16 protein-coding genes and 1 pseudogene are annotated in these 17,747 nt (G+C 43.8%); 5 read left to right on the top strand and 12 right to left on the bottom strand.

Translation table 11 applies throughout. The features are described from left to right. Positions 1 to 5 precede the first annotated feature (5 nt). The 3 genes from lapB (at position 6) to yciH (ending at position 2,301) form a co-directional block, all read left to right on the top strand. Positions 6 to 1,175 (top strand): lipopolysaccharide assembly protein LapB, encoded by a 1,170-nt coding sequence (gene lapB, locus IQ211_RS02660; protein WP_189759554.1) that lies wholly within the window; start codon positions 6 to 8, stop codon positions 1,173 to 1,175. 66 nt (positions 1,176 to 1,241) lie between these two features. Beyond that, a complete protein-coding gene (gene pyrF / locus IQ211_RS02655) occupies positions 1,242 to 1,982 on the top strand; it encodes an orotidine-5'-phosphate decarboxylase (RefSeq protein ID WP_189759555.1) in 741 nt (246 codons plus the stop codon). After that, positions 1,975 to 2,301 (top strand): stress response translation initiation inhibitor YciH, encoded by a 327-nt coding sequence (yciH, locus tag IQ211_RS02650; protein ID WP_189759556.1) that lies wholly within the window; start codon positions 1,975 to 1,977, stop codon positions 2,299 to 2,301. Before pyrF ends, yciH begins: the two co-directional genes overlap by 8 nt. Positions 2,302 to 2,349: 48 nt before the next feature. Here the strand turns inward: yciH and bla are convergent. The 10 genes and pseudogenes from bla to IQ211_RS02600 all read right to left on the bottom strand — a co-directional run bounded on the left by bla (position 2,350) and on the right by IQ211_RS02600 (position 12,899). Next, positions 2,350 to 3,286: pseudogene (gene bla, locus IQ211_RS02645) on the bottom strand (class A beta-lactamase). Positions 3,287 to 3,379: 93 nt separating this feature from the next. Then, positions 3,380 to 5,317, bottom strand: a complete 1,938-nt coding sequence (locus tag IQ211_RS02640; protein ID WP_189759557.1) for an exoribonuclease II — start codon at positions 5,315 to 5,317, stop codon at positions 3,380 to 3,382. Positions 5,318 to 5,695: 378 nt separating this feature from the next. Further along, complete coding sequence (gene nth / locus IQ211_RS02635; RefSeq protein WP_189759558.1) at positions 5,696 to 6,328, bottom strand: endonuclease III; 633 nt, start codon at positions 6,326 to 6,328, stop codon at positions 5,696 to 5,698. 13 nt (positions 6,329 to 6,341) lie between these two features. Next, positions 6,342 to 7,046 (bottom strand): electron transport complex subunit E, encoded by a 705-nt coding sequence (locus IQ211_RS02630; RefSeq protein ID WP_189759559.1) that lies wholly within the window; start codon positions 7,044 to 7,046, stop codon positions 6,342 to 6,344. Between the two features lie 2 nt (positions 7,047 to 7,048). Next, the gene (gene rsxG, locus IQ211_RS02625; RefSeq protein ID WP_189759560.1) at positions 7,049 to 7,675 is read right to left on the bottom strand and encodes an electron transport complex subunit RsxG; all 627 of its coding nucleotides are present in this window, start codon (positions 7,673 to 7,675) and stop codon (positions 7,049 to 7,051) included. Between the two features lie 13 nt (positions 7,676 to 7,688). After that, the gene (rsxD, locus tag IQ211_RS02620; protein ID WP_189759561.1) at positions 7,689 to 8,768 is read right to left on the bottom strand and encodes an electron transport complex subunit RsxD; all 1,080 of its coding nucleotides are present in this window, start codon (positions 8,766 to 8,768) and stop codon (positions 7,689 to 7,691) included. Positions 8,769 to 8,780: 12 nt separating this feature from the next. Beyond that, positions 8,781 to 11,144, bottom strand: a complete 2,364-nt coding sequence (rsxC, locus tag IQ211_RS02615; protein WP_193836318.1) for an electron transport complex subunit RsxC — start codon at positions 11,142 to 11,144, stop codon at positions 8,781 to 8,783. After that, entirely contained in the window at positions 11,137 to 11,760 is a 624-nt protein-coding gene (gene rsxB / locus IQ211_RS02610; protein ID WP_189760138.1) for an electron transport complex subunit RsxB, read from the bottom strand. Before rsxB ends, rsxC begins: the two co-directional genes overlap by 8 nt. After that, positions 11,760 to 12,341, bottom strand: coding sequence for an electron transport complex subunit RsxA (gene rsxA / locus IQ211_RS02605; RefSeq protein WP_189760139.1), 582 nt, complete (start codon positions 12,339 to 12,341; stop codon positions 11,760 to 11,762). Before rsxA ends, rsxB begins: the two co-directional genes overlap by 1 nt. Before the next feature lie 117 nt (positions 12,342 to 12,458). Next, entirely contained in the window at positions 12,459 to 12,899 is a 441-nt protein-coding gene (locus IQ211_RS02600; RefSeq protein WP_189760140.1) for a DUF2569 domain-containing protein, read from the bottom strand. Between the two features lie 167 nt (positions 12,900 to 13,066). Between IQ211_RS02600 and IQ211_RS02595 the strand changes: the two genes are divergently transcribed. Further along, entirely contained in the window at positions 13,067 to 14,107 is a 1,041-nt protein-coding gene (locus IQ211_RS02595) for an oxidoreductase (RefSeq protein WP_189760141.1), read from the top strand. Between the two features lie 36 nt (positions 14,108 to 14,143). Beyond that, positions 14,144 to 15,133, top strand: coding sequence for a bile acid:sodium symporter family protein (locus tag IQ211_RS02590; protein ID WP_189760142.1), 990 nt, complete (start codon positions 14,144 to 14,146; stop codon positions 15,131 to 15,133). Between the two features lie 28 nt (positions 15,134 to 15,161). On the opposite strand, the gene add is transcribed toward IQ211_RS02590, so the two are convergent. Together add and IQ211_RS02580 are read right to left on the bottom strand one after the other, a co-directional pair. Next, on the bottom strand, positions 15,162 to 16,163 hold the full coding sequence (gene add, locus IQ211_RS02585; RefSeq protein WP_189760143.1) for an adenosine deaminase: 1,002 nt from the start codon (positions 16,161 to 16,163) through the stop codon (positions 15,162 to 15,164). 75 nt (positions 16,164 to 16,238) lie between these two features. After that, positions 16,239 to 17,702 carry a YdgA family protein gene (locus IQ211_RS02580; protein ID WP_189760144.1) on the bottom strand — a complete coding sequence of 488 codons (1,464 nt, stop codon included), beginning with the start codon at positions 17,700 to 17,702 and terminating at the stop codon, positions 16,239 to 16,241. Positions 17,703 to 17,747: the final 45 nt, after the last annotated feature.

Genomic DNA, 17,747 nt, shown 5'->3' with positions numbered 1-17,747 from the left:
TCTCTATGTTAGAGCTGTTGTTTCTGTTGCTTCCTATCGCCGCCGCTTATGGCTGGTATATGGGGCGCAGAAGTGCTCAACAAGATAAACAACAATCGGCTGACCGCCTTTCGCGTGAATATGTTGATGGTGTTAACTTTTTGCTTTCCAATCAGCAAGATAAGGCAGTAGATTTATTTCTTGATATGCTGAAAGAGGATAGCCCGGCTTTTGAAGCTCACCTGACATTGGGAAATCTCTTCCGTTCCCGTGGTGAAGTTGAAAGAGCCATCCGTATTCACCAGTCCTTGATGGAAAGTGCTTCCCTGACATTTGAACAGCGTTTACTTGCGATCCAGCAGCTTGGGCAAGATTATATGGCTGCAGGAGTCTATGATCGCGCAGAGAACATGTTCGTTCAGTTAGTTGACGAAACTGACTTCCGTGAAAATGCTTTTAATTCCTTGCTAACCATCTACCAGTCAACCAGTGATTGGAATAAAGCCATTGATATCGCTGAAAAACTCGTAAAGCTGGGTAGACACCATTTTCGGGAAGAAATTGCCCATTTCTACTGTGAGTTGGCTCTGCAATGTATGGGCAGTGATGATTTTACTACTGCGATCGGCTACTTAAATAAAGCGGCCCAAGCAGACAAAAATTGTGCCCGTACTTCTATTATGTTTGGTCGTATTTATATGGCTCAGGGGGAATATCTTAAAGCGACCAATGCGTTGAAACGCATTCTTGAGCAGGATAAACAATTGGTCAGTGAATCTTTGCCAATGCTGGAGGAATGTTATCAGCATTTGTCTCAACCGGATGAGTGGCAAGCTTTTGTGCAGCGTTGTGTAGAAGAAAATTGTGGTGCGATCGCTGAACTTCATATGGCCGATATTATTGAGAAAAAGGAAGGACGTGAAGTTGCTCAAAACTTCATTAACCGTCAGTTGGAACGCCATCCAACAATGAGATTATTTTACCGTCTGATGGATTACCATATGACGGAAGCGGAAGAAGGGCGGGCGAAAGAGAGTCTGATTCTTTTGCGCAATATGGTAGGTGAGCAAATCCGCACAAAACCTGGTTATCGATGCCATAAATGTGGCTTTACTTCTCGTTCGTTATATTGGCATTGCCCATCATGTCGTTCTTGGGACTCTATTAAGCCGATCCGAGGATTGGATGGTCAGTGACAATGTCACGATTATGCTGCTATTCATTAGTAATTTAAGTTAATTAGTAAATCAAAGGGCCTAAAAATGATCTCCCACACAGTTCAAACTTTAGATAAACAGATTGACTCGCCTGTTATTGTTGCACTGGATTATGACAATCAAGATGCAGCGCTGGCATTTGTCGACAAGATTGATCCACAATCCTGTCGTCTGAAAGTAGGCAAGGAGATGTTTACACTGTATGGCCCACAATTTGTTCAGGCGCTGCATCAGCGTGGTTTTGATGTGTTTTTGGATCTTAAATTTCATGACATCCCCAATACAACGGCAAGAGCTGTTGCTGCTGCCGCAGAATTAGGTGTGTGGATGGTTAATATTCATGCAAGCGGTGGGGCGAGAATGATGACAGCAGCTAAAGAAGCGTTGCTGCCTTACGGTAAGAATGCACCTTTGTTGATTGCGGTGACAGTGCTGACCAGTATGGAACAATCTGATTTATCGGGCACAGGTATTGATATGACTCCAGCGCAACATGCGGAGCGTTTGGCATTTTTGACAAAACAGTGTGGTTTAGATGGCGTAGTTTGTTCAGCCCATGAAGCACAGCAATTGAAATCTGTATGTGGACAAGCCTTCCAACTTGTTACTCCAGGTATTCGCCCTGAAGGTACAGAAGCGGGAGATCAGCGCCGGATTATGACACCTCCTCAGGCGGTTCAGGCTGGGGTGGATTATATGGTGATCGGGCGTCCAATTACCCGCGCAGAAAATCCGGCATTAGCACTCCAACAGATTAATCAATCTATTGGAGTTGTTCATGGATAATAACTCTCGCCTGGTTTATTCGACAGATGGTGGCCGCATTCAGCAGGAGGAAAAAGTAAAGCCTTCTCGTCCGAAAGGTGATGGTATTGTACGGATCCAGCGCCAGAGTAGTGGCCGTAAAGGGAAAGGGGTTTGTGTGATTACGGGCATAGATGCTGATGACCAAACTTTGGCTAAGCTGGCAGCTGAATTGAAGAAAAAATGTGGCTGCGGGGGTTCTGTCAAAGAGGGTGAAATTGAAATTCAGGGCGATAAACGCGACTTGCTGAAGCAACTGCTGGAAGCAAAAGGCATGAAAGTAAAACTGGCTGGAGGCTAAGCTTCTACCAGCTATGCAGTTTATTGGCTGCATAGCTGGTTAATTGAACTAATTAATACGTGTCACGATACGAGCAGCCGCTGCCAGTACATCAGGACGGGCAGTGGCTTCTTTGTTATCTGGCTGAGTAAAATAAGTCACTAAAACTAATGGTGCACGGTTAGGTATTGGCCAAATAACCGCAATATCATTTGTTGTACCATAATCGCAGCGACCGGTTTTATCTCCTACAATCCAATCCTTGGGGACTCCCGCTTGAATACTGGCACCACCCGTTGTATTGCCTTTTATCCACTCGGCTAATTTCGGCTAATTGTTCACGTTGTGTTATAGCCAGGGCATCGCCTAAAACCAAATTATATAAACTTTTTGCCATAGCTTGAGGGGTGGAAGTATCACGTTCATCACCTGGAATAGCGGTATTTAATTCGGGTTCATAGCGATCGAGACGAAAAGAATTATCACCGATAGTACGGGCAAAACGTGTCACTTCATTTGGGCCATTCAATTGGTTAAGAAGCAAATTCATAGCCGTATTATCGCTATATTGCAGTGTTGCTGCGCTCAACTCTCCTAAGGTCATACCCTCTTTGAGATGTTTTTCCGTAATTGGGCTATATTCAACAAGATCTGCTTGTTGATAGTGAACTTGTTGATTTAATAAGTGAGCATTTTTTTCGCTCTTTTGCAGAATAGCGGATACCGCCATCAATTTACTGGTGCTGCATAAAGGAAAACGCTCGTTTGCACGGTAGGTGATAGTGGAATGATCAGTCGTGTCTATCAATACCACACCAAGTCGGCCATTGGCATTTTTCTCCAATATGGAAAGCTGGTGGGTGATTTGATTTGTCTCACTTGGTTTTTTTGCAGATATTTCATGGTGAGAAATTTGATTGTTATGAATAGCTGCATTGGCTGGCAAAGTGAATAATACACCAAGTAAGGACGTGAAACCTATTCGGTTTACCGAAGAAAATAGCATGTGAAAGTCCTCATAGAGATTATTTTATTGTTATTACAAAACTGCCGCCATAAATGGCGGCAGAATTTAATGGAAATGACTTGCAAGATGTGTCTATACAGGGCGTGCCACAATATTGCGGGTTTCCATTCTGACCTCTTCAATACGGACATTAATGATGTCGTTCAGGCGATGAACTGTTTCACCCTTGATCAATACGGAACCTGTTTCTTGACTGCATTGAAGTTCATCACGAACAGCATGCAAAAATGGTCCAGGGACGAAAGCAATGGCACCGTTATCAACCAATCGAACTCGCAGGCCACCACGGGTGATATCGATAATTTCTGCCGGGAAGGTTTTATCTGTACCAGCATGAGGTTGCAAGAAACGAGCATAGAGCCAATCACCAACATCACGTTCTGCCATGCGGTTAGCTCGGCGACGATCAGTCAATTGCAGGCAAAGATCTTCAGTCGGTTTTTCTATCTCCACTTGCTGGATAACGGCTTTCAACAAACGGTGATTGATAATATCGCTATATTTACGGATAGGAGATGTCCAGGTCGCGTAAGCATCAAACCCTAAACCAAAGTGTGGGCCTGGTTCTGTTTTGATTTCAGCAAATGTTTGGAAACGGCGGATGCGACTGTCCAGGAATTGGGTTGATTGTTTATCCAGTTCACGGCGCAATTCGCAGAACCCTTCCAGATTCAGTAATGCTTCGGCATTCGCTTCAATGCCGTTTTCCTTGAGAACTTCAACGACCTGCTCAATCTGGGTAGGTTCAAAACCCGTGTGGACGTTATAAATACCAAAGCCTAACTTATCACGCAGAATTTTAGCGGCACATAAGTTTGCTGTGATCATGGCTTCTTCGACAATACGGTTAGCGGTACGACGCTGTTCAATAACGATATCAACAAAATGGCCGTTTTCATCAAGGATAAATCGATAATCTGGACGTTCCTTGAAAACCAGCGCATTTTGCAGACGCCAGTTATTGCGACGTTCACACATCTCTTTGAGGAGAGTGATTTGATTAGTCACGGCGCCTGATTCTGGTTTCCAACCTTCCTGGCCTTCTAAATAGTCTGAGACTTCGTCATAAACCAGCTTAAATTTAGACTCAACCCAAGCAGAGAAGAATTGAATATCATCACCCAATTGACCATCTTCGAAAATTGAAACCTGACAAACCAGGGCAGGGCGGCGTACATTAGGGCGCAGAGAACACAGGTCATCGGATAGCTCACGAGGGAGCATTGGGATATTGAAACCTGGCAGGTAATTGGTGAAACTGCGCTGGTAGGCAATTTTATCCAGTTCGCTACCTGCTTTGATATAAGCCGTAGGATCGGCAATTGCGATAGAAAGTTTTAGGCTGCCGTCATCATTTTTGGTGATGTGTAGGGCATCATCCATATCTTCGGTTGTTGCGCTGTCGATAGTGACAAAATCCAGTGCGGTCAGATCGATGCGTTCGATGGAACTATCATCCAACGGGCAATCTGTCATTGCTGGCGCTTCGCGTTCCAGTTCGTGGCGAGTTAATGTTACCCACCATGGTGCGTAGTGGTCATCACCTTGGGTAATATAGCCAGTAATTTCGGCATGAAAACCGCGATCACCTTTCAGAGGATGGCGGCGCATTTCAGCTACGGCCCAATCGCCGTTTTCAAAGGTATGGTCAACGTGGTTTGCTGGGCGGCAAGGGATAGTGTCTTTTAATAATGGGTGATCAGGAATAATCCATAGTCGGTTGTCATTTTCTTTCTTCTGGACCTTTCCTACAAAACGAGTCAGGAAGGGTTCAATCAGAGACTCAGGTTCAGCAATTTCTTTCTCTTTGTCTGTGTGGATAGCTGCGGTAATCCGATCTCCGTGCATGACTTTTTTCATGTGGGGAGGTGGAATGAAATAACTTTTTTGGCCGTCGACTTCTAAAAATCCAAAACCTTTCTCAGTCCCTTTGACTAAACCTTCTACACGCAGGGTCTGAGCGTGAAGTTGCTGTTTTAGCTGCGCAAGCAGCGGATTATTTTGAAACATAATATCTGGGGAATATAGAGTTATTATCGATAATTTTGGACAACAGTTTTACGCGAATCGAGAGTATGGAGCAAGTAACATCTTATCAAAACAGGAAAAACTGTGGTGTAAGACCAAAAATCGGCCATTTTACCGAAATGGGGAATGCCATTTTTATTTCTCCACTGATACGACAATATTATTAGTCCTAATCCGTATTAGATAATGTTTTAAACAGAAATATTTAGTTACAACATACTTTTTCAAATCCCAACAACACAACCATAAAACTCAACTTACAAATCTCAATAGGGGAAAAAATGATAATGATATGATTTTCTCAGTCTGCCTCCTGTAAGAATTAAAGGAGACAGACTAATGGAGATTCAGGATTTTTAATTATTCGGTTTTATCCGTATATTCACAAAGATCCTCAATAATACAAGAGCCACAGCGCGGCTTGCGGGCAATGCAAGTATAGCGACCATGCAGAATCAGCCAATGATGACAATCAACCTTGAATTCGGCTGGCACAACTTTCAATAAGTTCTTCTCGACTTCATCAACATTCTTCCCTGGGGCAAATTGAGTTCGATTACTGACGCGAAAAATATGTGTATCAACCGCAATAGTTGGCCAACCAAAAGCAGTATTTAAAACAACGTTAGCCGTTTTTCGACCAACGCCTGGTAACGCTTCCAACGCTACGCGATCTTCCGGTACTTCTCCTTGGTGTTTTTCCAGCAATATCCGGCAAGTTTTAATCACGTTTTCAGCTTTAGTGTTATATAACCCAATAGTTTTTATATACTCTTTTAAACCATCAACGCCCAAATCAAGGATCGCCTGCGGTGTATTAGCAACGGGATACAGTTTTGCCGTTGCCTTATTCACGCTGACATCTGTAGCCTGTGCAGATAGCAATACAGAAATGAGTAACTCAAATGGAGAATTAAATACCAGCTCAGTCGTTGGGTGTGGATTGTTATCCCGTAAACGGGTAAGTATCTCAATCCGTTTTTGTTGATTCATATCTGGTTACTCTTTAGCTTCTTGTGATATGGCTTCCACAGCCTTTTTCTACGTTGTATTGGCGTTCTTTATGTTCTGCCCGATTTTTGATGCGTTCATCGATGATATATTTTCCTGCCAGCATCAGACCTAATCCGATAAAAGCACCTGGTGGCAGGATGGCAAGCAAGAAAGGGGAGTCCAGATGGATGATTTCAATACGTAGTGATTTAGCCCAGTTACCCAGCAATAGATCGGCGCCATCAAAAATAGTTCCGTTCCCCAAAATCTCTCGCATGGAACCCAATACAAATAAGGCGAAAGTTGCTCCCAGCCCCATTGCAAGACCATCAATCGTTGAATGGTAAAGAGAATTTTTTGATGCGTAGGCTTCAGCACGACCAATCACAATACAGTTAGTCACAATCAGGGGAATAAAAATACCCAATGATTCGTAGAGTCCGAAAGCAAAAGCATTGATTAACATTTGGACGGCACTGACGACAGACGCGATGATCATCACATAAATAGGGATACGAATTTCATGGGGTACCCAGCGACGTAATGCTGACACGGCCATATTGGTACTCACTAAAACCAGTGTCGTCGCTAATCCTAACCCCAGAGCATTGGTAGCTGTAGAGGAAACGGCCAATAAAGGACAAAGCCCTAAAAGCTGTACCAATGCGGAGTTATTTTTCCATAGCCCCTGAATAAATAGGTTCTTAGTTTCATTCATAATTATTTCTCTTCGCAAGTTGGCAGGGAAGAAAGTTGTGTCGGCACTGTTTCCAGATAAAGCGTGGTCCGTTTAACAGCATTGACAACAGCCCGCGGTGTAATGGTTGCTCCGGTAAATTGGTCGAATTCTCCACCGTCTTTCTTGACCGCCCAGTTGCGATCATCCTTTGACATGATTTTTTTGCCAGAGAAAGCATAAATCCAATTGGAAATTCTGGTTTCAATTTTGTCGCCCAAACCGGGGGTTTCATGGTGTTCAGTGACTCGAACACCCAGCACGCGGCCAGAAAAATCAGCACCAACCAGTAATTGAATTGCACCCGAATAGCCATCAGGTGCTGTACTTTCTAACGCAGCCGCAACCGGAACGCCTTTTTTACGGGCGAGGTAAAGACGGTGAGGCTGTTCATTGCCTAATGCACTGTTTGTCACTAGATAACATTCATTTTGCAGGTTATTGTCGTATAAAGCAGGGGGAACAACTTGATCCAGCAATACCTTATGTTGCAAAGCTGCCTGTTCGTCGATCCGATCCTTTGTTAATGAATAAACAATTGCCGTTAACCCTGTCGTACAAGCTGCGAAAATTGCGAGGGTAATACCGTGACGACGCATAGTTTCTAACATAGTATCTCTTTTCCTATTTATGGCCGTAAGCACGAGGCTGGGTGTAATTGTCAATAAGTGGCACACATATGTTTGCCAGTAATACCGCAAATGCAACCGCATCAGGATAACCACCATAAACACGAATTATCCAAATAAGCCCGCCAATAATGGTTCCGTAAATCAAACGGCCTTTTGGTGTTGTTGATGCGCTAACCGGATCAGTTGCAATAAAAAATGCGCCTAACATGGTTGCACCGGAAAAGAGTTGCAATAAAGGCGGTGAATAACGAGTAGGATCAAAAAGCCAACTCATCAATGCACAGATACCCAGTGACAAAATAACTGCAGTTGGAATTTGCCAGTTAATGATTTTTCGGTTGAGCATGATCAGGCCGCCAACCAAATAAGCAACATTAACCCATTGCCAGCCAATGCCAGCTAAAACACCTTGTAATATAGGTTGTTGTAATACTTCATCAATATTGTGAGTCAACCTGCCAGTTTTGAAACTGTCCAGCGGTGTTGCTTGACTCAATCCATCAATACCTTGTTGCAGTTGTAACAAAGTTGAGCCATCTGGCGTATGTCCTGTGAAAATGACCATAAGGCTATCCCATGGCGTTAAAGTGAATGTCTGTAAAGATTCAGGAGGCATCCAACTGGTCATTTGTACGGGGAAAGAGATCAATAGAACGACATAGCCGATCATGGCAGGGTTAAACGGATTTTGCCCAAGTCCGCCATACAAATGCTTAGCAATAATGACAGCAAAAAATGTGCCGAGCACGATTAGCCACCATGGCGCTAATGGTGGCAGGCTAATACCTAAAAGCAATCCTGTCACTAAAGCAGAGTTATCTTTGAGATGGGGAAGTATTAGCTGTTTTTTCAATGCTATAGCAGCAGATTCAGCTAACAATGCGGTAATGACAGCTAGCAAAATCTGGAATAATGTTCCAGAGCCAAAGAAATAGGTCTGGACAGCAATACCAGGTATGGCCGCTAAAACTACCCAAAGCATGATCTGACTAGTGCTTTTTTGGTTGTGTGTAAAAGGTGAACTTGCGACTTTTAGTTGGTTGTTGTCAGTTTTTACTGGCCTAAATTTCATCGATAAATTTCACTATTCGGTTGTAATTACTTGTTCTTCCTGAGCGGCTTTTTTAGCTTTGACACGAGCAATAGCCGCCGCAACAGCTGCTTTACGGGGATCAGTCTCTTCCGGCTCTGCGGAATCCGCTTGAGGGAGAGTTGATTCCGGTTGGTTTTGCGCGGCTTTCTTGGCTTTAGCACGGGCAATAGCCGCCGCGACAGCTGCTTTACGGGGATCGGTTTCTTCCGTTTCTGCGGAATCCGCTTGAGGGAGAGTTGATTCCGGTTGGCTTTGCGCGGCTTTCTTGGCTTTAGCACGGGCAATGGCCGCCGCAACAGCAGCTTTACGGGGATCGGTTTCTTCCGTTTCTGCGGAATCAGCGTGAGGGAGAGTTGATTCCGGTTGGTTTTGCGCGGCTTTCTTGGCTTTAGCACGGGCAATAGCCGCCGCGACAGCTGCTTTACGGGGATCGGTTTCTTCCGGCTCTACGGAATCCGCTTGAGGAAGAGTTGATTCCGGTTGGCTTTGCGCGGCTTTCTTGGCTTTAGCACGGGCAATGGCCGCTGCAACAGCTGCCTTGCGTGGATCTTGTGTATCATCCCCGCTATCTTGTTGAGATTGCTCTAGTGACGTTGTCTCTTCACCGCTTTGTGCTGCCTTTTTCGCTTTTGCCCTGGCTATCGCAGCGGCGAGGGCGGCTTTACGCGGATCATTGTCTTCAACCGATGTTGATGTATTTTCCTTTATATCTAAGCTTGTAGTAATTTGTTTTTCTGCCTGACGAGCACGCAACTGTTCTTTTCTGGCCTTACGTGCTGCAATTGCTGCCGTATTGTCAGGTGATTGTCCTGCCTGCACAATAATAGATTCGCCAGTATTACCCTGTTTTTCCTTCGCACGGGCAAGGGCAGCTTGTACAGCACTTTTATCACTGTTATTTACTTGAACAGCCGCTTTTTTGTGGCGTTCTTCACGCGCCAATTTTTCCCGTTCCATACGTGCTTGTTTGGCTTCAAAACGCACCTTGGCTTCAGCAGATCGGCGTGCTTCTGCTTCTATCGCCCATATTTCAGCTTTTTCCTGTCGGTAGTATTGAACCAGGGGGATGTTACTTGGGCATACATAAGCACAAGCGCCACATTCAATACAGTCGAATAAATGATGATCTTTGGCCTTTTCATGTTCTTGCCCACGACTGAACCAGTACAGTTGTTGCGGCAGCAATCCGGCAGGGCATGCGTCAACACATAGGCCGCAGCGAATGCACGCTTCTTCAATGACTTTGGGTTCCATCTCTTGTACCGAAGGTGCAAGAATACAGTTACTGATTTTGACGATGGGGACATTCAAATCAGGTAAAGTGAATCCCATTAATGGTCCACCCATAATGACCATTTGTTCTGATCCTGGGTTAAATCCGGCTTGTTGTAACAGGAAGTGAACAGGCGTGCCGAGGCGAGTCCAGAAATTACCAGGCGAAGTGACTGCTTCACCTGTTAGCGTAACTACACGTTCGATTAACGGTTCGCCGTCAATAATGGCACGTTTTATCGCCACGACTGTTCCCACGTTTTGCATAAGAACGCCGATGTCTGAAGAACGACCGCCAGAAGGTACTTCTTTTCCGGTCAGGATCTTGGTCAGTTGTTTGGCACCACCAGAAGGATATTTTGTTGGAATGACGCGCACAATGATGGACTTATCACCACTAAGTGCTGCGTTTAAGGCATTAATTGCTTCGGGTTTGTTGTCTTCAATGCCGATCAATACCTGCTTTGGATTAAGCAAATGTATTAAGATGCGGATACCCGCAATAATTTCTTTTGCATGTTCTTGCATTAAACGATCATCAGCGGTGATATAAGGTTCACACTCGGCCGCATTGATGATTAGGGTGTTGAGATTGTGTCGTCCGCCTTTCAGTTTTGTTTCAGTAGGGAAGCCAGCACCACCTAAGCCTGCAATACCGGCTTGTTGAATGCGTTGTAATATTTCATTGACTTCCAATGTGGTGTAATCAGCGACTGGGTTGCGTTCTCCCCATTGATCTTTACCATCAGGACGCAACCGGACACATAATTCTTTCAGCCCGGAAGGATGTGTCGTGACGCAAGGTTCAATTGCAATAATTGTCCCAGATGTGGAAGCATGAACAGGTACTGTTTTGCCCATTCCAAACGTTAGTGCCTGACCTTTCAGCACATTATCGCCCACTTTAACCAGCAGTTCGCCTTCTGGCCCCAAATGTTGCTGTAGGGGGATGATTAATTCATCTGGCAATGGTGCATGGCGTAATGGGGTGCGGCTAGATTGCAACTTCATTTCCGGTGGATGGATACCACCATTAAAATCCCAGATTTTATTTTTGTTAAGCAAGTTGAGCAAATTAAACATGGGTTTTAACCTCAACAGACTTAGCAGGAGAGAACAGAGTGGGATCTGGTGTTACGGGAATATTTTTCACTGGAATGGTGGTTAAATCCCATTTCCAATTTGAGGTAGTAGTAGCAACGGGGATCATTGTAATGCAATCTGTTGGGCAAGGTGCGACACATAGGTCACAGCCTGTGCAGAGATCTTCAACAACGGTGTGCATGGCGCGGTTTGCACCAATAATAGCATCTACAGGGCAAGCCTGAATGCATTTTGTGCAACCTATGCAATTTTCTTCATCAATGAAAGCAACTTTCCTGGCTGGATTCTGAACACTATCGTCGCCATCTAACGGTTGTGGATCAACACCCAGCAATTCAGAGATTTTGAGCATAGCTTGCTCTCCACCAGGGGCACATTTATTGATCATTTCGCCATTATTGGCAACTGCTTCCGCATAGGGGCGACAGCCGGGATAACCACACTGTCCACATTGACTCTGGGGCAATAGATTGTCGATATTTTCAACAATCGGATCTTCTTCTACTTTAAAACGACGCGCAGCAAAACCAAGGATTAAGCCAAAGGCTAATCCGAGTATGCTTAGTACGCCGATAGCAATCCATAATGACATCATTAGAATTTCACCAAACCACTAAATCCCATAAATGCGAGGGACATTAACCCTGCTGTAATAAGCCCTATTGATGAACCACGAAAAGGGACAGGAATGTTGGCAACGGCCAGGCGTTCCCGAATGCCGGCAAATAGCACCATGACAAGAGAAAAACCCGCGGCAGCACTGAAACCATATACAGCAGATTGTAAAAAATCGTGAGATTGATTGACATTCAGTAATGCAACACCAAGTACAGCACAGTTGGTGGTAATCAGTGGCAAGAAAATTCCTAACAGGCGATAAAGCGTCGGGCTGGTTTTGCGGACGACCAATTCCGTAAACTGAACTACAACCGCAATAACGAGAATAAAGCTTAAAGTGCGCAAATAAACCAAATCAAGCGGGACAAGAATAAATGTGTTTACCAGCCATGCGCAGATAGAAGCCAAGGTCAGAACAAAAGTTGTGGCCAGCCCCATACCGATGGCAGTTTCGAGTTTTTTGGATACCCCCATAAATGGGCATAGACCCAAAAATTTCACTAAAACAAAGTTATTGACTAAGACTGTGCCAATAAATAACAAAAGGTATTCAGTCATTGCTATACCTGAAAATAAGATATTGGAAAATGGAACACTGCTTACATAGTTTGAGTAGAAATTCCCCACCTGAATGTGGGGAAGCGGGGCAATGATAACAATCAATTGTGGGGTGTGTTATCGATCTTGTGTGAAAGTCATTTTCACCCGATGGGAACGTTTAATGTAAGGAGTAAAAACGGCAGCAGCCAGTAATGGCCATAATAGGGAACGTATTGCCATTTCATCAGAAATAGGAGAAAAGGCGAAAGTTTTTATCGCTATCAGCACGGAAAGCATCAGCCAAATAATAAACATACGGGGGAATCGTTTCGAACGAATAAAAAGTAGCTTCAATACCCATACGGTGAAACACCACATTATTGTCGTGGTTAATACTGAGGTATACCACAACGTGGTAAAACTACCACCTATTTGATGAATCGCTTCATTTTTATGGATAAACGTCATTATATATAACAGTAACATCAAACTGGCAGCAATTAATGTCATGATTAGATAGGCAGCAGGCGCTAATAACCAGCCATTAATACGATAATAATCATTGGACTGATACATAAGAAGTTTTCACTCCATCATGAGTGTTTTTGATATTGGGGAAATAATTATAGGAAAAAGAGAGTAATACTGGAATCAGGATTATTTGCTAACGTGTGAGAGGTGGTGATACTTTCTGATGCCTGATTATGCGTTTACGACACTACGATCATTTTTTAGAGGCAGTTATGAGTGATTTTTTAAAAGTTGGTTTGGTAGGTTATGGCTATGCAAGTAAAACATTCCATGCGCCATTGATTGCGGGAACACCCAATATTGAATTGGTGGCTATTTCCAGCAGTGATGCAAATAAAGTTAAAAAAGACTGGTCAATGATATCAGTCGTTCCCTCACCGGAGGAACTTTTCCATGATCCCAACATTGACCTTATTGTGATCCCAACCCCAAATGATACTCACTACCCATTGGCACAACAGGCATTAGCGGCAGGTAAACATGTCATCGTTGATAAGCCTTTTACCATTACGGTAGAACAGGCCCAATCGCTGAAAAAGCAAGCGGAGGAAGCCAATTTATTGCTATCTGTATTCCATAATCGCCGCTGGGATTCTGGTTTTCTGACGGTGAAATCAATTATTAAAGAAAATAAATTGGGAACATTAAAATATTATGAATCCCACTTTGATCGTTACCGTCCCGCCGTTCGTCAGCGCTGGCGTGAAGCCGCCGGAGTCGGTAGTGGCATTTGGTATGATTTAGCGCCTCATTTACTGGATCAAGCCGTGCAACTTTTTGGCAAACCTCGAGCTATCACAACCGATTTGGGTATGATGCGCCCAGATGCAGAGACGGCGGATTATTTTCATGCCCAGCTCACCTATCCTGATTTGAAAGTGGTATTACATGCAACTATGCTTGCAGCGGCAGAATCGCCTATTTATACATTGCATGGTATGACTGGGAGTTATATCAAGTATGGGTTGGATACTCAGGAAGAGCGTTTAAAGGCAGGGGAAAGGCCGCCACGGGCTGACTGGGGATATGATGCACGGGATGGTTATGTGACGTTGTCACAAGATGAGAGCTTGGTTGCGAAAGTTGTCCCTACTGTACCTGGCAATTATGGCGCTTATTATGCCGCTATTCGTGATGCGATTTTGTTTGGAAAACCAAACCCCGTGACGGCCAGCGAAGCTATTTTGATTATGAAGCTTATTGAGGCCGGTGAAAAATCGGCAAAAGAACAGCGTACAATCTTAATTGACTAATTAAACAGTGGCAGGTGGGTAAAGGGGCTTATATTGATGAACGTGTTGCAAAAATTAAGAATCGATCCTTTTTTAGTGACATTAATTGCTGTGGTCATCATTGCATCGTTTTTTCCTTGCGAAGGTGAAGCCAAGAAGTGGTTTCAATACTTAACTACGGCCGCTATCGCATTATTATTTTTTATGCATGGCGCGAAATTATCCCGTAATGCCATTTTGGCAGGGATAGGGCATTGGCGGTTGCACTTGGTGATTTTCACCAGCACGTTTATTCTGTTTCCCATACTGGGAATGGGATTACGTTTCATCGTGCCAGAGTGGATGCCACCAACAGTTTATATGGGCTTTCTTTATCTTTGTGCTTTGCCTGCCACGGTACAATCAGCGATCGCTTTTACTTCCGTTGCAGGGGGAAATGTTGCCGCAGCGATATGCAGTGCTTCAGCCTCAAGCTTGTTAGGTGTATTCCTGTCTCCATTGTTGGTTGGTTTTTTGATCCAAACTCAAGAAGGAGGGGCTCAAACCGATACCTGGAAAGCGATAAGAGATATTATCTTGCAGTTAATGGTGCCTTTTATCGCCGGACATTTATCGCGTCCTTTGATTGCCAGTTGGGTAGAAACACATAAGAAATTAGTCAACATGACAGATCGTTCTTCTATCTTGCTGGTGGTTTATGTTGCATTTAGTGAGGCGGTGGTGGAAGGCATTTGGCATAAAATCGATGCCTATTCATTGCTTATGATTGGGATCGTCTGCTGTGTTTTATTAGCTATCGTACTACTAATTAACGTATATAGCTCGCGTTTGCTGGGGTTTGGCAAAGATGACGAAATCACTATTGTGTTTTGTGGTTCGAAGAAGAGCCTGGCGAATGGTGTACCAATGGCGAACGTATTATTTCCCGCGTCAATGGTTGGTGTGATGCTGTTACCGTTGATGATTTTCCATCAGATCCAACTGATGGTTTGTGCTGTCCTTGCTCAACGTTATGCGCAGCGCCTAAAAACAGAAAAGGCAGAATAATTTCTGCCTTTGGAACAAATAATGTTTCTTAGCGGTTGGCAACTTTTGCTTTCAGTGCCTGTTTTTCTGCGTCACTAAGGAATGCAGTTGCCAAGCCATTAATCTGCGCCTGTCGGATTAGCGCTGGAGACAGTCCCGCTGCTGGCGCAGCAACGTGATACTCATGGCGAATTTCAATGCCTTCTACTGCCGGATCATCTGTATTGATTGATGCCAGGATCCCGTGTTCAAGGAACTGTTTCAGCGGGTGAGCTTGTAAGGAACTGACTGTGCTGGTTTGCAAGTTTGATGTCAGACAGGATTCAATACCGATACCATGTTTAGCCAAATAATCCATTAGTGCTGGATCAGTGATTGCTTTGACTCCGTGGCCAATACGAATGGCACCCAATTCCCGAATAGCGTGCCAGATGCTTTCCGCACCTGCGGCTTCACCTGCATGTACGCTAATATTCCAACCTGCGTCACGTGCTCGGATAAAATGTTGTTCAAAGAGATGACCGGGGAAGCCTAATTCATCACCAGCCAGATCTAATGCAGTGATATGTTGTTTATGAGCAAGAAGTCCAGCGAGTTCTTCGGTGCACGCTTTTTCCCCAAATGTTCTGCTCAGGATACCAATTAAACGGATCTGAATATCATGTTGCTGGCTTGCTGAGTGAATACCATCGATTACTGCTTCCACGACGCCTTCAACGGGAAGTTGGTGTTTCATTGCCATGTAATAAGGAGAGAAACGTAGTTCTGCGTAATCAAGACCCGCATTGACCGCATCTTCAACGTTTTCAATGGCGACTCTGCGGCAAGCTTCTAAATCGGCAAGTACAGTCACACCCCAGTCTAATTTTTGCAGGAAGCTGACAAGGTTAGGCTCATTTTCAATGATTTGGACATGCGGACGTAATGCTTCCAGCTCATAAGCTGGCAGTGGGATATTATGTTGACGCGCAAGATCCAAAATAGTTTCAGGACGGATATTACCGTCAAGGTGACGGTGAAGATCGGTCAATGGAAGCTGTATGTCAATCATTTTATTATCCTTTTTATTAAATTTTATATATACAAAAAGCCAGCCAACGTGTTGACTGGCAAGAAAGTGAAAACGCTATTCTGCAAGGCCATTATCAAGCAGGAATTGATGTAAGTTGGACTCTTTGTCGTTTAATTTGACTTTATCATTGGCATAGAGGAAGTTAAGACCAATGATATCGTCTTTATCAGTCAGGATTTTGTATTCAATCCCTTTTTGGATGATCATCTCAACTTGCTGTTTTGCTTGAGCTTCTGCGGTATCTTTATCCTGACCATCTAGCATTGCTGACTGCGCAATAGATTCTACCAACATGGCTTTCGGTACATTAATGTGCAAAGACAACTCTTGAACCAGGGTATGAATCATTTCTTCTGGTCCCATCAGTTGCAATGCACTTTTATCCTCTGGAATATTTTGTAAGGAGAGGTTGAAATCCACTGAACTTTCACCTTTGCTGTTTTTCCAACTAAAAGGAGAAATACTGAATTGTGGATTGTTATTCAGGAGAAGATGCAAATTACTGAGGATCGCCAAGGAAGTCGCATCATAAGATGCGTGATCCGTAGTCAAGGCTGCTTCTGCCGCATCATTATAGGCTTGGGTAAATTTACGCACAGACGGGCCATCAAGTTTTTCCATCCCCAGAGCTAACTTACCAGAGCCAAACTCTATATCTTTAATCTTTACACCATCAATGCTATAAACGATTTTGATGTTCAGATTGTCTTTATCCTCACCTAAGTTGGATGTCACTTTTATTCCTTTAAGAGCGATATCTGGCTCATTAGGAATTCCATTCATGCTGAATTCGCCAATACTGTAGCTTTGATCTCCGGTATAGATATCGAATTTGCCTTTTTTGTTATCCCCTTTAAAATCAATACTCTTCAGCGAAATTGACTCTTTTTTGGTCGGATCACTGAAAGACAGTTCATCACTTTTGACTGTGAAGGAAAATTCACTGAGATCACGATTGACGTCGGCACGGATTTTTGCACCTGAAAATGACAGAACCCGTTGGTCATTATTTTCAGTCGCTTCCGTATGATTAATAGGGATCAGATCAATATTAGCAGAGAGCGCACGGCTATAACTGACTTTAGCATCTAAGTTAAACAGTGATTTTTCGTTTGTGATATTAAATAGTTTTTTCAACGCATCACTTTTCTCCAGTTCTGCGTGGACAGAGGCCATTTGGGGGATCAAATTGAATTTCTTCAAGTTAGAGATCGGAAATGGCCCATGATCGATTGTCGATTTGAAAATGATTTCTTCATTTGGTGGGATATCGGCATTTTTTACACCATTCTTGATGTTTAGAATCAAACGGACATCGGAGCTGAAAATACCTCGTTTGACATCTTTTGCTTGCCATTCTATACCGCTTTCAGGAAACGATTTTACCAGTTCTGTGTTTGCCTGTTTTATGAAGCCATCTAAATGATCTTCAAGTTTCTTACCTGTATACCATGATGCTCCTGTCCATACAGCACCCAGAGCAACAACAACGCTTACTGCAACTAACGATTTTTTCATGTGGAGATCCCATCCTTTTAACGCGTATACATAGACGTATTATGC

This window comes from Xenorhabdus griffiniae, from assembly GCF_015163655.1.
GTDB lineage: Bacteria > Pseudomonadota > Gammaproteobacteria > Enterobacterales > Enterobacteriaceae > Xenorhabdus > Xenorhabdus griffiniae.
Note: the sequence above shows the minus strand (reverse complement) of the source record. Positions and strands in the feature narration are given on the sequence as shown.

Coding starts and splice junctions, on each gene's coding strand:
- lapB (WP_189759554.1), top strand. CDS start 6: ATGTTAGAGCTGTTGTTTCTGTTGCTTCCTATCGCCGCCGCTTATGGC.
- pyrF (WP_189759555.1), top strand. CDS start 1,242: ATGATCTCCCACACAGTTCAAACTTTAGATAAACAGATTGACTCGCCT.
- yciH (WP_189759556.1), top strand. CDS start 1,975: ATGGATAATAACTCTCGCCTGGTTTATTCGACAGATGGTGGCCGCATT.
- IQ211_RS02640 (WP_189759557.1), bottom strand. CDS start 5,317: ATGTTTCAAAATAATCCGCTGCTTGCGCAGCTAAAACAGCAACTTCAC.
- nth (WP_189759558.1), bottom strand. CDS start 6,328: ATGAATCAACAAAAACGGATTGAGATACTTACCCGTTTACGGGATAAC.
- IQ211_RS02630 (WP_189759559.1), bottom strand. CDS start 7,046: ATGAATGAAACTAAGAACCTATTTATTCAGGGGCTATGGAAAAATAAC.
- rsxG (WP_189759560.1), bottom strand. CDS start 7,675: ATGTTAGAAACTATGCGTCGTCACGGTATTACCCTCGCAATTTTCGCA.
- rsxD (WP_189759561.1), bottom strand. CDS start 8,768: ATGAAATTTAGGCCAGTAAAAACTGACAACAACCAACTAAAAGTCGCA.
- rsxC (WP_193836318.1), bottom strand. CDS start 11,144: ATGTTTAATTTGCTCAACTTGCTTAACAAAAATAAAATCTGGGATTTT.
- rsxB (WP_189760138.1), bottom strand. CDS start 11,760: ATGATGTCATTATGGATTGCTATCGGCGTACTAAGCATACTCGGATTA.
- rsxA (WP_189760139.1), bottom strand. CDS start 12,341: ATGACTGAATACCTTTTGTTATTTATTGGCACAGTCTTAGTCAATAAC.
- IQ211_RS02600 (WP_189760140.1), bottom strand. CDS start 12,899: ATGTATCAGTCCAATGATTATTATCGTATTAATGGCTGGTTATTAGCG.
- IQ211_RS02595 (WP_189760141.1), top strand. CDS start 13,067: ATGAGTGATTTTTTAAAAGTTGGTTTGGTAGGTTATGGCTATGCAAGT.
- IQ211_RS02590 (WP_189760142.1), top strand. CDS start 14,144: ATGAACGTGTTGCAAAAATTAAGAATCGATCCTTTTTTAGTGACATTA.
- add (WP_189760143.1), bottom strand. CDS start 16,163: ATGATTGACATACAGCTTCCATTGACCGATCTTCACCGTCACCTTGAC.
- IQ211_RS02580 (WP_189760144.1), bottom strand. CDS start 17,702: ATGAAAAAATCGTTAGTTGCAGTAAGCGTTGTTGTTGCTCTGGGTGCT.